This window comes from Thermalbibacter longus (genome assembly GCF_023806485.1).
Classification (GTDB): Bacteria; Chloroflexota; Chloroflexia; order Thermomicrobiales; family Thermomicrobiaceae; genus Thermalbibacter; species Thermalbibacter longus.
Map to the genome: position 1 here is coordinate 100241 of NZ_JAMSLR010000009.1, position 13867 is coordinate 114107.

Annotated in this window: 10 protein-coding genes and 1 tRNA gene; 4 read left to right on the forward strand and 7 right to left on the reverse strand. The window is 68.5% G+C overall.

Annotation, left to right across the window (positions count from 1 at the left end; translation table 11 throughout):
• Positions 1–42: 42 nt before the first annotated feature.
• The 4 genes from NET02_RS12485 to NET02_RS12500 form a co-directional block, all read right to left on the reverse strand.
• A complete protein-coding gene (locus NET02_RS12485) occupies positions 43–720 on the reverse strand; it encodes an alpha/beta hydrolase family protein (RefSeq protein ID WP_284057755.1) in 678 nt (225 codons plus the stop codon).
• Between the two features lie 1350 nt (positions 721–2070).
• Complete coding sequence (locus NET02_RS12490) at positions 2071–2688, reverse strand: nucleotidyltransferase family protein (protein ID WP_284057756.1); 618 nt, start codon at positions 2686–2688, stop codon at positions 2071–2073.
• The gene (locus tag NET02_RS12495) at positions 2685–3332 is read right to left on the reverse strand and encodes a response regulator (RefSeq protein ID WP_284057757.1); all 648 of its coding nucleotides are present in this window, start codon (positions 3330–3332) and stop codon (positions 2685–2687) included. The genes NET02_RS12490 and NET02_RS12495 overlap by 4 nt, the downstream gene beginning before the upstream one ends.
• 3 nt (positions 3333–3335) lie before the next feature.
• Positions 3336–4580, reverse strand: coding sequence for a GAF domain-containing sensor histidine kinase (locus tag NET02_RS12500; RefSeq protein ID WP_284057758.1), 1245 nt, complete (start codon positions 4578–4580; stop codon positions 3336–3338).
• A gap of 270 nt (positions 4581–4850) precedes the next feature.
• Between NET02_RS12500 and NET02_RS12505 the strand changes: the two genes are divergently transcribed.
• On the forward strand, positions 4851–6182 hold the full coding sequence (locus tag NET02_RS12505; RefSeq protein WP_284057759.1) for a glutamine synthetase family protein: 1332 nt from the start codon (positions 4851–4853) through the stop codon (positions 6180–6182).
• A gap of 109 nt (positions 6183–6291) precedes the next feature.
• On the opposite strand, the gene NET02_RS12510 is transcribed toward NET02_RS12505, so the two are convergent.
• Positions 6292–6711, reverse strand: a complete 420-nt coding sequence (locus NET02_RS12510) for a hypothetical protein (RefSeq protein WP_284057760.1) — start codon at positions 6709–6711, stop codon at positions 6292–6294.
• Between the two features lie 145 nt (positions 6712–6856).
• Between NET02_RS12510 and NET02_RS12515 the strand changes: the two genes are divergently transcribed.
• Positions 6857–8164, forward strand: a complete 1308-nt coding sequence (locus NET02_RS12515; RefSeq protein WP_284057761.1) for an MFS transporter — start codon at positions 6857–6859, stop codon at positions 8162–8164.
• A gap of 369 nt (positions 8165–8533) precedes the next feature.
• Positions 8534–10804, forward strand: coding sequence for a diguanylate cyclase domain-containing protein (locus NET02_RS12520; RefSeq protein WP_284057762.1), 2271 nt, complete (start codon positions 8534–8536; stop codon positions 10802–10804).
• A 259-nt stretch (positions 10805–11063) separates the two neighbouring features.
• Here NET02_RS12520 and NET02_RS12525 read toward each other — a convergent pair whose 3' ends face one another.
• Both NET02_RS12525 and NET02_RS12530 read right to left on the reverse strand, forming a co-directional pair.
• Entirely contained in the window at positions 11064–12170 is a 1107-nt protein-coding gene (locus NET02_RS12525; RefSeq protein ID WP_284057763.1) for a M24 family metallopeptidase, read from the reverse strand.
• A gap of 3 nt (positions 12171–12173) precedes the next feature.
• Positions 12174–13331: an amidohydrolase family protein gene (locus tag NET02_RS12530; RefSeq protein WP_284057764.1), complete on the reverse strand. Its 1158-nt coding sequence runs from the start codon at positions 13329–13331 to the stop codon at positions 12174–12176.
• A 382-nt stretch (positions 13332–13713) separates the two neighbouring features.
• Here NET02_RS12530 and NET02_RS12535 point away from each other — a divergent pair.
• Positions 13714–13786 (forward strand) — tRNA-Lys (locus tag NET02_RS12535).
• Positions 13787–13867: the final 81 nt, after the last annotated feature.

Sequence of the window (13867 nt, forward strand, 5' to 3'; positions counted from 1 at the left end):
GGCGACGCGGCGCGGGCGGGTAAGGCCCGCCCGCGTGTCCTCTTAGAGGCTGAGGTGCTGGCTGAACCAGCCGAGGATGCGCTCCAGGAGATCGCGCTGGTGGTTCCGCTCCTCGAAGCCATGACCCTCGCGTGGATAGGTCACGAGCTGGCACTCGACCCCGAGCGCCCGCAACGCCTGGTACATCTGGATGCTCTCGCTGGCCGCGACGCGCCGGTCGTCCTCGCCGTGGACGATCAGTAACGGCGTACGGACGCTGCGCGCGTAGCGGATCGGCGAGCGGTCCCAGTACGGTTCCGGGTCCTCGTAGGGCGAGCGCTCGAAGTACGAGAGGTTCGCGCTCGGGATGTCGCCCAGGCTGTTGTCGCTGATCAGGTTGCAGAGGCCAGCGCCCATCACGGCAGCCTTGAAGCGGTCGGTCTGGGTGATCGTCCAGGCCGTCATGTAACCGCCCCAGCTCCAACCGCACACGCCGAGGCGGTTGGGGTCGGCGATGCCGCGCGCGATCAGCGCGTCCACGCCGGCCATCAGATCGCGAAACTCGCCGCCGGCCACGTCGCCGAAGATCGCGTTGGCCCAGGCGGGACCGCGCCCGGTGCTACCCCGCGGGTTCGGGAGCAGGACGGCGCAGCCGAGACGAGCCAGGGGCTGCGCCCAGTCGTGCCAGGAGCCGAGGAACTCGTTCGACCACAGGCTCGTCGGGCCGCCGTGGATCTGCACGATGAGCGGGATGCGCTCTCCCTCCCGGTAGCTCGTCGGGAGGACGAGCAGGCCCTGGACGATGACGCCCGGGTCACTCTCCCACTCGATGACGCGGCTGCGATCCCTGAGAGTGCTGTCCGTGCTCGTGCCGGCATCCTAAGGGATATGTCGTCCGGAGCAGCCCTCCAGGCCACCACCTCCGGAGCGTGTCCGGCGTCCGACCACACGCCAGCCAGCCGATCTCCTCCCGCGCTCGCCGTCACCGCCCCGTGAAACGTCCCGGCTGGGCCAGCCGGCAACAGGCTCTCTCGTCGCCCGTCCCAGCCTATCCGGTAGACCGTGGCCTCCAACCCTTCGAAGGCCACAGCCAGCAGCGCTCGCCCACCCTCTAGCGGGCGCATCGCTTCGATCGTCCCCGGATAGTCGGAGGTCAAGCAGATCGCGTCACCCCCATCGACAGGCCGCGCGAAGACATACTCCCCGTGCACCACTCGGCCTGCCGGCGCCCGGTAGGCCAGCCATTCGCCGTCTGCTGACCAGACCAGGTCTTCCGCCAGCCCGGTCAGGCGAAAGACCGGTTGTGGCTCGCCACCGTCGCGGTGGAGGATCGCGACCTCCGTTTCCCGGAAGATGTCATCTATCTTCGGGGTGGGACTGGTGTTGATGGCCAGCCGGCTACTATCCGGAGCCCAGGCGTAACCCCGTACCTGCCGGTCGGGCGGCGAGATCGCCTTGCCCTGACCTGTCTCCGGATCGATGACCCACAGCCGCTGGTACTTGTAGTCGGTATCCCAGACGCGCTGGTCTTCCTTCGCCTCTCGTCGCCGCTTCTCCTCCTCCGTCTCGGGATCGGTCATCAGCACGGCGAGCCAACGGCCATCGGGCGACCACGAGAGCATGGCCAGCTCACCCTGCTGGTCGAAAACGCGCACCGCCTCGCCGCCGTCGCGCGGTATGACGTATACGCTCAGCTTGCCCCGCTCGGCGCGGTCGGACAGAAAGGCAAGACGGCTCCCGTCCGGTGACCAGCGCGGGCACTCGTCCTGCCACAGCCCGCTCGTGAACTGCCGTGGCTCACCCTCGCTGAACGGCACGACCCAGATCGCCGACTCCCAGTGTTCACCGCTCCGGCTAACTGGGCGGAGCACGAACGCGATCAGCGCGCCGTCCGGCGACACCTGCGCGTCCGACGGCCGCCGATAGCTCACCCACCGCTCGACCTCGAAGCGCCGCGCAGTCGTGTCCGAGTCCATGTCCTCCCCTTCCCGACTCATTGTCGCCATTCTCTACGGCTAGGTACCTCTGGCCAGTCGGTTTGCCGCCACGCTGCTGCCGGAGCCAGATCTCACGAGCTGGTCAGGAGCTCTCTCAGAGGCTCTCCTCGAGAAGCGCCTGATAGTCCACCCAGGTGTCGACATCCCTGGGATATGGCGCATCCACGTCGACCACCAGCGCCGAACCCAGGAGCCGATCTACCAGCTTCCAGGCCGCCTTGTCCCCCCGCAGAGCCGCCAGCTCGCCGAACAGCTCCCGCCCGAACAGCAGCGGGTGCCCCAGATCACCCCGGTAGCGCACGAGGGCGAGGGGTGCCCTCCGCTCCAGCCAGGCAGCCCCTAGCCGGTCGATGACCGTCGCTGAGATCCCAGGCTGGTCGCCGAGGACGACCATCACTGCCTCGGCGCGCGCCGCCACCGCGTCCAGACCGGCGCGGTAGGAGGCGCTGCAGCCGTCGCTCGGCTGCTCGCTGACCGCCAGCCACGCGCGTCCCCAGTCGCGCTCCCTTGCCCAGCTTGCGAGCGCCGGATTGAGCACGACGACCACCTGATCCAGCAGGGCAGCGCGGCAGACCTCTGCGACTACCCACTCGAGGAGCGTCCTGCCCCGGTAGGGCAGGAGCTGCTTGGGCTGGCCCATCCGCTCCGACCGGCCTCCGGCCAGCACCAGCCCGGCGATCGATGTCCGCCCCGGCGCCGCTCCCCGCGTCACAGCCAGCCCTTCCGGTTGGCGATCATCACCGCCTCGAGCCGGTTACGGGCACCCAACCGTCGCAGCACCTCCTGCACATAGCCTTTGACAGTGTTCTCGCTCAGGAAGAGCCGCTCGGCTATCTCACGGTTGGACAGCCCCTGGGCCATCAGCCGCAGTACCGAGAACTGGTGCGGCGTCAACGGGTGCTTGGGCGGCTGATCCCCCTGCCGCAGCCGCTCCAGCACCACCGTCGCCACTCGCGGGTCGATCACCGCCTCACCCCGAGCGACCGCTTTGAGGCTCTGCTTCAGGTCGAAGTGCACGATGTCCTTGAGCACGTAGCCCCGGGCACCGGCCAGTAGGCAGCGGTAGACCAGCTCCTCCTCACCGAAGGCGCTCAGCACGAGCACCTTGACCTCGGGCGCGCGCTCGGCCAAGAGCCGACACACGTCATCGCCGTGCATCGATGGTAGGCGGACATCGAGCAAGACCACGTCCGGCCGCACGGCGTCCACCATCGCCACCCCGCTCGGCCCGTCATCGGCCTCGCCCACGACCACGAAGTCTGGATCACCGTCGAGAATATGCTTCAGCCCCGTGCGGACGATCTCATGGTCATCGATCATCGCCACGCGCAGAGGCGTGACCACAGCGCGCGCCACGTCTCACCTCCGCGGCTCAGCCGGGATCACGGCACGGAGAACCACACCACCGTCCTCGCCGTTCTGCAGGTGGAGCTGCCCGCCGAGCGCCGCCACCCGCCGCTGCATCGAGCGCAGGCCCAGGTGCCCCGGCCGGTGCAGCGTCCACTCGAGCAGGCTTGCCGGGATACCCCGGCCGTTGTCCTGCACCACCAGCGTCACCGCCTTCGGGCTGTACTGCAAGCTCACGATCGCGAGATCTGCCCCCGCGTGCCGCCGCACGTTGGCCAGCGCCTCCGCCACGATCCGCAGAACGGTCTCCTCCGCTTCGTGCGCGAGGCGACGCGGCCGGCCATCGACGACGAGGTCGACCTGGAGATCCGGCCCCTGGAAGGACTCGACCAGCTCGCGCAGCTCGTGGACGAGCTCCCGTCCGGCCGGTGGTTCGGCCGCCAGGTCGTAGACCGCCCGGCGGATCTCGGCCGCGCCGCGCGCTGCCAGGTCGCGGATGCGGCCGAGCGATGCGGCCAGCTCCGGCGGGATTCCGTCCCGCTCCAAACACCAGGTGGCCTCGATGCCGATGCTGAAGATGATCTGCGCCACCCGGTCGTGCAGCTCCTCGGCGATCCGGTTCCGCTCCTGGTGAATCAGCGCCTCAACCTGGGCCGCGTTCAGCCGGGCATGCAGGGACTGAAGATCGGCGATCATCTGCCGCTGCTGCTCGTAGAGTCGCGCGTTCGCGATCGCCACGGCTACTTGATTGGCGAAGGTGCTGAGCAGCCGCTCGTGGCCGGCGTCGTAGCCGTCGGGACGGTTCGCCACCCCGATCATCCCGATCGTCTCGTCGCGCACCTTGAGGGGCACGCCCAAGAACGTGCGCACTGGCGGGTGCCCGCGCGGTGAGCCGATATGCAGGGGGTCGTTGAGCACATCGTTCGACAGGTTGGAGCGCCCCTCGAGGATGACCACCCCGAAGATCGTGCGACGGATCGGGATCTTGCGGAAGCGTTCGTAGAACCCGGGCCGATCGGGGACGAAGCCGCGGATAGCCGCTACGTCCATCGTGTCCGGCCCGTCGACCAGCCCGATAAAGCCGAAGGCTGACGTGGTCAGGGCAAGGCAGTACTCGAGCGCCCGATCCATCACCTGGCTCAGCTCGCGCAGCCCGGCGATCTCGACCGAGATCGCGTACAGCGATTCGAGCTGAGCCTGCCAGCCGTCGGCGTCGACGGTCGGATGAGGCAGCGAATCTGGCAGACGGTACACCACGACCGCTCTCTCCTCACGCGCGACGGAGACAGTGTAGCATCGCCTGCGTACCTTCCGCGAGTACATAGGCTGTCTCCCTGGACACCAGCCGAGGCCAGGGATGAGCTGCCTCCCCGAGTGCGTGGACTCGATAGGTGTAACGCCGTTCGCCCGCCTCCAGCCCGCGCATGCCGACTCGAGGGCGTCCGGGCCAACCGGCCATCCCGCTTCGCAGTCCCGGCAGCGCGTGCTACTCTTCCCTCGACATCGGATCGCGCGAGGGAGGACAGCATGGTGATCGGCAAGCTCGCCGACCGGCTGGTCGCCGAGGGCTACGCCCACCTCTGGATCTGCTACACCGACTACAACGGCCGTCTCGCCGGGCGTAGCATCCCGCGCTCCCGCTTCGCCCACGTGGCCGAGCGAGGCACCAACTTCGCCAAAGCCAACTTCAACTTCACCATCCTCGACCAACAGGTGCCGGATCCCCGCTTCACCGCCGACACCGGCGACGTGCTCGCTATCCCCGACTCCGAGGCCGTCTACCCGCTGCCCTTCCACCCGGGCACCGCGCTCTCTTTTGCCATGCTGCACGAGGAGGATGGGTCGCTCTGGGACGGCTGCCCCCGTGCTGCACTGCAGCGAGCAGTCGCCGCGCTGGCTGAGGCCGGGCTCAGCGCCCGCATCGGGCTGGAGCCAGAGTTCTACCTGTTCGAGGACGAGGACCTTACCCCCGCGACGCGGGCCGGGATGTACACCATCGCCGGGCTCGACGCCCAGGCCGCCTTCATCGAGCAGCTCACCCAGCATCTGGTCGAGATGGATATTACCCTAGAGCAGATCGGAAAGGAGTACGGGCCAGGCCAGTACGAGGCGACGGCCACCCCGGCCGACCCGGTGACTGCGGTCGACCGCTACCTGGTCTTTCGACTGGCGGTGCGCTCCATCGCCCGCGCGCACGGCCTGCGCGCGTCGTTCATGCCTAAGCCAGACGCTACCCTTGCTGGCTGCGGGCTGCATGTGCACGTGAGCCTGCGCGACCTCGCGACCGGTGCCGACCGCACCGCCGACCCCGACCACCCCAGCGGGCTCTCGGCCGAGGCGCGCTCCTTCCTGGCGGGCTGGCTCCAGCACGCCGACGCCCTGACAGGCCTCGGCGCTCCGACCGCGAATTCGGCCAAGCGGCTCCAGCCGGCCTCCTGGGCGCCGGCGCACGTCTGCTGGGGGATCGGGAACCGGGCGGCCCTCGTGCGCGTGCCAGGCCTCGGTGCTCGTGCCCGCCTGGAGTTCCGCTCCGGCGATAACACCTGTAACCCGTACCTCTACGTCGCTGGCCTCATCTGGGCCGGGCTGGACGGGTTGCGCCGCGGGCTCGACCCCGGCCCACCGGCCGAGGCCGATGTCGGCCGCCTGCCAGCCACCGAGCTGGCCGCCCGCGGCGTCCGGTTCCTGCCGCGGAGCACCGAGGCAGCCCTGGACGCCCTGGACGCCGACACGGCACTGGCAGAAGGGCTCGGGCCGCTCCTGCACCAGGAGTTCCTCCGGGTCAAGCGCGCCGAACTAGCGATGTACCGGATCCAGGTCACCCCCTGGGAGCGCGCGGCCTACTTCGAAGCGCCGTGAGCCTTTCCCCGTCGGAATCCCCAACCCTACGAGAATCACCCCAGCACGAGGCATAGGGCTTCGCCGCGCGCCCGGCCGGCTGAGAGGCGTCCGACCGATCGCGGGGCGATCACGGCATCGACGGTCTCGCCGAGCGCAGAGCCCGTACACGCAACAGTAGCGCCGACACGAGCAGCCCGATCCCGAAGACGCTGAGGAGCGGCTGGAGCGGCTGCAGGTACGCAAGCGCGCCGCTCGTCCCCAGCAGGAGTAGCGCGAGCTTGTTGCATGTGGGGCAGGCAATGCCGAACAGCGTGAGCATGCTCCCGGCGAGCGTGCGCCGCTCAGCCGTGGGACAGGCTGCCGGATAGGCATAGGTGGCCGCCAGAAGGCCGCTGAGCGCGACCACTACTACGAGCGCCAGGTAATCCAGCGGCCGTGGTGGCACCATCCGGGTGAACAGCGGGTTCGGCAACAGATCGGTCGGCACACCCAGGACGAGGAGACTCACCCCTGCCCCAGCCAAACCGTAGAGAATGTGCCGGCTCATGTGACCGTTGCCTCCCGTCTCCTCATGCGGATCGTACCACAGGGCCATCGCCGTAGCGCGGGTATGTTGCGCTCCTTCCCGGCATGGTATCGTCTGCCTTCAGCGGGAGAGTGGTGTTTCCGGCCCCTGTGGAGGATCGCTCCGAGTGCCCTTGCGCTTGCCGCACGCGTTCGCCGCGCTCCGGTACCGCGATTACCGGCTGCTCTGGATCGGCCAGTTCGTCTCGATGATCGGCGTCCAGATGCAGACCGTGGCCCTCGCCTGGCTGGTCTACGATCTCACCGGCTCGGAGGCCCAGCTCGGCGGCATCGCGCTGGCCCGCGCGCTCCCGACCATCGTGCTCTCGCTCTTCGGAGGCACGCTCGCCGACCAGGTCGACCGGCGCCGGCTGTTGATCGTGACCCAGAGCACCGCCGCCGTGTTGCTGACGTGCCTCGCGCTGGCGGTCTCCGCGGGTTGGACCTCGATGCCGTTGCTCTATGGCTTCGCTCTGGCTACCTCCAGCGCGATGGCGTTCGACAGCCCGGCCCGCCAGGCACTGATCCCAGCGCTCGTGCCGCGCGAGCGCCTGACGAACGCGCTGACGCTGAATGTGCTCGCGTTCGACACGGCAGCCGTCCTCGGCCCCTCGATCGGCGGCGTTCTCATCGGCGCGTTCGGCACCGCCGCCGCGTTCTGGACGAATGCCGCGACGTACTTGGTAGTCGTTGTCGTGCTCCTTCTGATGCGGAGCAGCGTCGCGCCGCCGTCCCCGATCCGCCGCGGCTGGGCCGCCTTTGTCGACGGGCTCGCCTTCGTCCGCGAGCGCCCGATCCTCTGGCAACTGATGTTGCTAGATTTCTTCGCCACTTTGCTGGTGTCCTCGATCGGGCTGCTCCCGGTCTTCGCGAAAGATATCCTGCGCGTAGGCCCGGACGGGCTCGGGCTCCTGTTCGCCGCCCCGAGCGCGGGAGCTATCGCCGGCTCGCTGCTGTTCGCGTTCTTGCCGACGCCGCGCCGGCCTGGCCGCATCGTCGTGCTGGTCGTGGTCGGCTACGGGACCTCGCTGGCGCTCTTCGGGCTCGCCCGCTGGTTCCCGCTGGCACTGGTCTTGCTGGCGGTGGCCGGCTCGCTCGACGCGATCAGCATGGCCATGCGCCACACTGTACGACAACTCGCGACCCCGGACGCCTACCGCGGTCGCGTGGGAGCTCTCGCCTCCATTTTCGCCACCGGCGGACCGCGGCTCGGACAGTTCCAGGCTGGGATGCTCGCGAGCGTGATCGGGGCCCAGTGGGCGATGGTCGGCGGCGGGATCGCTTGCGTCCTGATGGCGCTCGGCTCGCGGTGGTGGGCACCGAACCTCTGGGTCTACCGCGGCGAGGAGCTACGGGAGCAGGTAAGCTCCGATGCCCGCCAGCCGTCTCGTCCGGCTGCTCCCGAGTACGACGCGGCCACAGGGCCAGGCGAGTGAGCCAGCGCATCACGGCGACCCTTCCCCGAAGGCATGCGGTGGACGACGCGGCACAGGGTGGAAATTCTTGCGTGAGCGCCGTCTCCCGACCGCAGCGGCGGTGCGGAGCGTCCCCGACTCGCGTCCCAGCGACCGTCAGGATCGGGACTAAAGTACTATGCGGTAAGTACTATTCCATCCGTACTGGCAGTGCTATAGAGTGATCGTACCGTGCGCGGGCCGGTCGCTGGTACTCCAGTCACTCGCCTTATCCTCGGATCTCGCAGGGGTGACCGGAGTACCAGACCACAGACACCAGTTCGGGGGCATCCCACGTACATATCGGCTGTGGGTGCCTGGAGCGCCCTATCTACCGAGGTAGATGTGACGATGGAGACGGAATCCAGGCTTCGCGTGCTCGTTGTGGATCCCGATACGACTCGCCGCGAGCGAATCGTGGGTCTCCTGGGGAATGCCCCCGTCGCCGCCGTAGCAGACTGGGAGACCGCCCGTGACATCGTCAGGCAGCAACCGCCTTCGCTGCTGCTCGTTGCCAGCGAGGTGGTGGCCAGGCCCGAGCCGCTGGGGAGCGCGCACCTCCCGTTCGAGCTGGCGGAGTCGGTCGTGAAGGTCGTCATCCTGCGAGAAGGGGAGGGGGTGACGCCGGAGTTCCTGGCCTCGGGCTTCCACGCGGTGCTCTACGACCCCGTGACACTAGTCGACTGCGAACGCGTGCTGGCCCTGGCGAGCGCGATCCTGGAGCATACCGCCGATGCCGCGCGTCGCCGCCTTCGCGTGATGGAGGCGCTGCGCCAGCTCGAAGTCGAAGTCCTGGCCCTGGCAGACGTGACCCCGAACTGGCTCGGGCGCAGCCTGGAACTGCTGCGGCGTCTCCTCGGGGCTCCGGCCATTGCGCTCTGGGAACTCGTGGACGGGCCAGATCAGCTTCGCTGCCGGAGCGCCGTCGGACTTCCGGATCAGTACGTAGCGGGCGTTGAGCAAGGCTCGCTGGGACGGGCGAAGGAGATTCTGGACCTCCTCGTGCAGGCGCCGCTCCGCCCGATCGAGCTACACCCGGAATCGCCCGATCCACGCGTGGTCAGTCCGGTCGACGTTCGCCAGGATCTCGGACTGCGGCATGCACTTGCGATTCCCCTGAGAGAGGGGGCCCGTATCCGCGGCTTCATGGCGGTGTACTTCTCGGAGCAGGCTCCGTTCCTCTCCGAAGACTTGCCGCTCTACGACGCGGCCGCGAGCATCCTCGCCGCCGCGCTGGCGATCTCTCGCGCGCGTCACCAGCTCGTCGTCAGCCAACACGTGCTCAGCGAGCTGATCGAGGGACTGTACGTCGGCGTGGTCGTCTGCGATCTCGAGGGTACCGTCCTGATGGCGAACCGGGCTGCGGCGCGCCTCATCGGTCTCGCCGATCGATCACCGGTGGGATTCTCGCTACCCGCGGTCGTGCGGACACGAACCGAGCTCCCTTGGGAGACCTGGCGACAGCTCTCGCCGGGCACCACGTCCGACGCCGTCATCGCCCAGGTGATAACCCCCGACCACCGGCTCCGCGAGATCGAATTCCGAGTCCAGGCGATCGAGCTGCCGGACGAGCGGGCAGGCTGGGCACCGCGTCTCCAGGTGCTTCTGCAAGATGTGACGCTGGAGCGGCGCCGGTTACTGGAACTCGAGCTGCTGCAGGATCTCACGCGGATGGTCACCGATCATCGCGACCTCGACGCGGCGGTCCGCATGGTCGCCGAGCGGCTCCAGCGCGACTTCGGGTACGCGTTGGTCGGCCTCGCCGTCCTCAGCCCAGATCGCCAGCGCTTCATCGGACGCGCGATCCGAACGGAGGGAGCGGTCTCGTTCAACGAGTGGCTGACCACCCGAGGCGTGACTGGCCGGGCACTGCGCGAGAACCAGTCGCAGCTCGTCGTCAACGTCCGCGAGGATCCGGACTACTTCGAGCCACTCCCTGGGCTCGCGGTCGAGAGCGAGATCGTCGTCCTGCTGCGGCGCTGGGGCGAGCCGATCGGCGTACTGAATATCGAGAGCAATGCCGGGCACCGGCTCGACGAGGAAGACTTGCGGCTAGCCGAGAACGTCGCCGTCCACCTCGAACTGCTGATGGAGCAGGTCGAGCTGACGGATCGGTTGTCCCGCCAGGCGCTCACTGATCCCTTGACTGGGCTTGCTAACCGCAGGGCGTTGATCGACCGCTTGCAACAGGTGACGCGCGACCGGCGGATCGAGACAGCCGCGGTCATGCTGATCGACTTCGACGGTTTCAAGCAGCTCAACGACCAGCGTGGCCACCTCTTCGGCGACGCAGTGCTCCAGCAGGTGGCCGACCGCCTCGTCCAGCACACCCGGCCAGACGATCTGGTCGCCCGCTACGCCGGGGACGAGTTCGCAGTGGTCGTCGTCGATGTCGGGCTTTCGGAAGCTGTCGAGGTTGCCGAGCGACTGCGGCGGGCGGTAGCCCGGGAGCCGGTCGTGCACGAAGACGTGGCCGTAAACCTGACTATCTCCATCGGGCTCGCCATCTACCCCGACCACGGGAAGACGCCCGACGATCTGATCCGCGTCGCTGACGAGGCCATGTATCGCGCCAAGCGACGAGGCGGAAACAGCATCGCCCTGGCTGGCGAGCCCGGGTGACCGCCGCCTCGAAGGGTGATCGCTCCTCCGTGCCTGGGGACGAGGCCCTCCTCATAGTCTGAAGCACCTTGTTCGCCGCGCTGTGGCATCGCGGGACGTCCCCACCCGCTCGACCGGGTGCCGAAGACGCGGCTGAGATGAAGGAACGCCAGCACGCTGCGGACCCACACGCCTCCGCGCTTTACCAGGCAACCCTCGTTACGCGAGCGAGCACCACGGAGCCTCGTGCCGAGACTGCACCGTTCGAAGGTCGGGCCGCTCAGGGGAGCCGCAACAGCTCGCGCGAGACGCTGTTCAGCCGCTCCGCCCCGTCCTCGGTAACCACGACCAGATCCTCGATCCGGACGCCCCAGCGGCCCGGGATATAGATGCCGGGCTCATCGGAGACGACCATGCCTGGCTCCAGGGGCTCGTCGTTCCCTTCGACCAGGTAGGGGTCTTCGTGCACCGTCAGACCGACGCCATGTCCCAGCCGGTGGATGAAGTAGGAGCCGTAGCCGTGCTCGTGGAGGATCTGGCGCGCTGCACGGTCGACATCCTGGCAGGGCACGCCGGGTCGCATGGCGGCAAAGGCCGCTTGCTGCGCCTCGAGCACCGCCTCGTACGCATCGGCGAAGTCGGAGGATGGCTCACCGGCCACCGGCGTGCGGGTAATGTCAGAGTAGTAGCCGTAGTAGCTCCCGCCGAAGTCGATCACGACCGGATCGCCCGGCTGGATCACCCGGTCGCCGGTCTCGTGATGCGGCGAGGCACCGTTGGGGCCACTGGCGACGATGCAGAAGGCGACTTCGTGCAGGCCCTGAGCCAGCAACAGCTCGGTCAAGCGGGCTGCCACCTCGCGCTCAGTGCGGCCGGTCAGCCGCTCGTGGGCACAGAAGTACTCCCAGGCGGCGTCGGTACGCCGCGACGCCTCGCGCAGCAGCGCCAGCTCCCCGGTATCCTTGGCCATCCGCAGCCGGCGGAGCAACGGGCTAGCCCGGCGGAAGGACCGCTCGGGCAGGCGATCCTGGAGCTGGAGCAGGAAACCGCTCCAGAACTGGTCGTTGACCGCGATGGCCCGGCTCCCCGTCGACTGAACCAAGGTCACCAGGTGAGCGATCGGGTCATCGCCATCGGCCCAGACGACGAGCTGGAAGGCGCTCTCGAGGTCAGCGTACAGGGGGGCTTCCAGCTTGGGAACGACCAGCACCGGCGGCCCGTCCCGCTCGATCACGAGAGCAGTTAGGCGCTCGCTCAGGTGTCCCGGCCTGCCGGTGAAGTAGCGGAAGTCGGCCGAGGGGCCGATCACCAGCAAGTCGATCGCCGCAGCCGCCATGAGCTGGCGAGCGCGGGCCAGGCGCTCCGGGTTCGGCGGGAGATGCTCCATCACCTAACTCCTCTCTAACGGGTATATCCGTTCGGCGTTCGCGTGCAAGATCATCGCCGCCACTTCCAGGGCTTCCGCATCGGTGAGCAGGTCGTCGTCGACCAGCGCGCCGAGCGCTCGGGTCAGCGCGGCGCGCCAGAGGCGGGCAGCGAACCACTGGAACTCCGGTAGCCCGTGCCCGTCGGTCGAAGCCAGCACCTTGCTCGCCGGGGCCAGCCCGAGCGCCTCCTGCACCAGCGGTACCGCCTCGCCCGCGACCAGGGGCAGCGTTAACCCCAGATCCACATACGCATTTGGGTAGATACTGGCCAGGTAGGCCGCCTCGCGGACGAACGGGTAGCAGTGGAGCAGGACGATCGGGACATGCCGGTAGCGCTCCTCCTGGAACAGCGCGCGGAGCAGGGTGGGGTTGCTGGTGGGCAAGAACACGTCGTCGTCGCCCAGCCCGACATGGAGCTGGAGCGGCAGCTCCAGCTCCACGGCGACCTCCAGCGACTCCCAGAGCAGGGCGTCGATCAGCGTCTTGTGCTCCAGCCGCGAGAAGCTGCCAGCGTCGAGGTCGGCGATGACCTGGAGGAAGGCCTCGTCAGCGCTCGCGGCGTCGACTCGCTGGATCTCGAGCCCGCTGCGGTAGGCGGCGATGCTCTTGAAGGCCACGGCGCCCCCGGCCGCAGCGGCGACCAGCTCCTGGCCGAAGCGCCCCCGGAGCTCGTCCCACGACCTGACCTGCGGCAACAGGCGCTCGGCGACGGTCTCGATGCGGACGACGGGGCGCACTGGCCTGCCGATCAGCTCGGCCCATTCGCCGGGCGTGTAGCAGCGCTCTTCGTCGTAGAGGTAGTCGTCATAGCACGCCGCTAGCTTGGCGTCGTCCGCCAGAAGGCGGTGATAGGCCGGCGGCTCATACGAGGCGCGCGCCTCGAGCACCGCGTGCTCGGTTGGGTCGGTGCCGAGCAGGCTGGCCAGCGAGCGGATCATCGCCCGGTAGGCGACCGTGTGCGGGACATCCTGCTCGACAACGTCGGGGATCGTCGACTCGGTGAAGGGCTGCCGCAGGTGAGTGGCCTTGATCTCTTGGCGGAGCCGCAGCGGCGCATGGCAGTGGTGGTCGACGAGCGGCATCTCGGCGATGTGCTCGGGCAGATAGTGGCGCGTGCTCATGCAAGCTCCTTCGGATCGGATCCGCCACCGAAGCAGGGTAATTACCGCGGAGGATGCCCCGCGCGTCAAGGTGCGCTGACAGTCCGCCGAGCGGTGTACCAGGGGAAAGGGTGTTGATGCCTTCCCGGGACGGTAAGGGCTGAGCCGCCGTCGGGGCAGCGCCCGGCCGAGCAGTGCCGCCCGCTCCGATGGGGCCGCCGCCCGCCGCCGGGGAAGCGCTGGCTGCACGGCGCGCGAATGGTTGCTCCGAATCGGATCGATTCACGAGTCGCACTCGCGCCCGTTGCAGGCTCGCTCGCGCCTGTGCGGAGAGCGCCCACGGCGCTGCACGGTTGCAGTGCCGCCTATCCGCGGGTATACTTCCGTACGGTGAGCGAGGCAGGGGCCGCTAGCTCAACTGGTAGAGCAGCTGACTCTTAATCAGCGGGTTGGGGGTTCGAGTCCCTCGCGGCCTACCCGAGAAATCCCGATCAAGATCGGCAAATCGAGACGCCCCGGCAGACCGCGCGGGGCGTCTCGGCCTTCGACTGTAGCCA

Excerpts from the sequence above, each read along its gene's own strand:
- NET02_RS12505 (WP_284057759.1), top strand. The coding sequence starts at position 4,851 with ATGGTGATCGGCAAGCTCGCCGACCGGCTGGTCGCCGAGGGCTACGCC.
- NET02_RS12510 (WP_284057760.1), bottom strand. The coding sequence starts at position 6,711 with ATGAGCCGGCACATTCTCTACGGTTTGGCTGGGGCAGGGGTGAGTCTC.
- NET02_RS12520 (WP_284057762.1), top strand. The coding sequence starts at position 8,534 with ATGGAGACGGAATCCAGGCTTCGCGTGCTCGTTGTGGATCCCGATACG.
- NET02_RS12525 (WP_284057763.1), bottom strand. The coding sequence starts at position 12,170 with ATGGAGCATCTCCCGCCGAACCCGGAGCGCCTGGCCCGCGCTCGCCAG.
- NET02_RS12530 (WP_284057764.1), bottom strand. The coding sequence starts at position 13,331 with ATGAGCACGCGCCACTATCTGCCCGAGCACATCGCCGAGATGCCGCTC.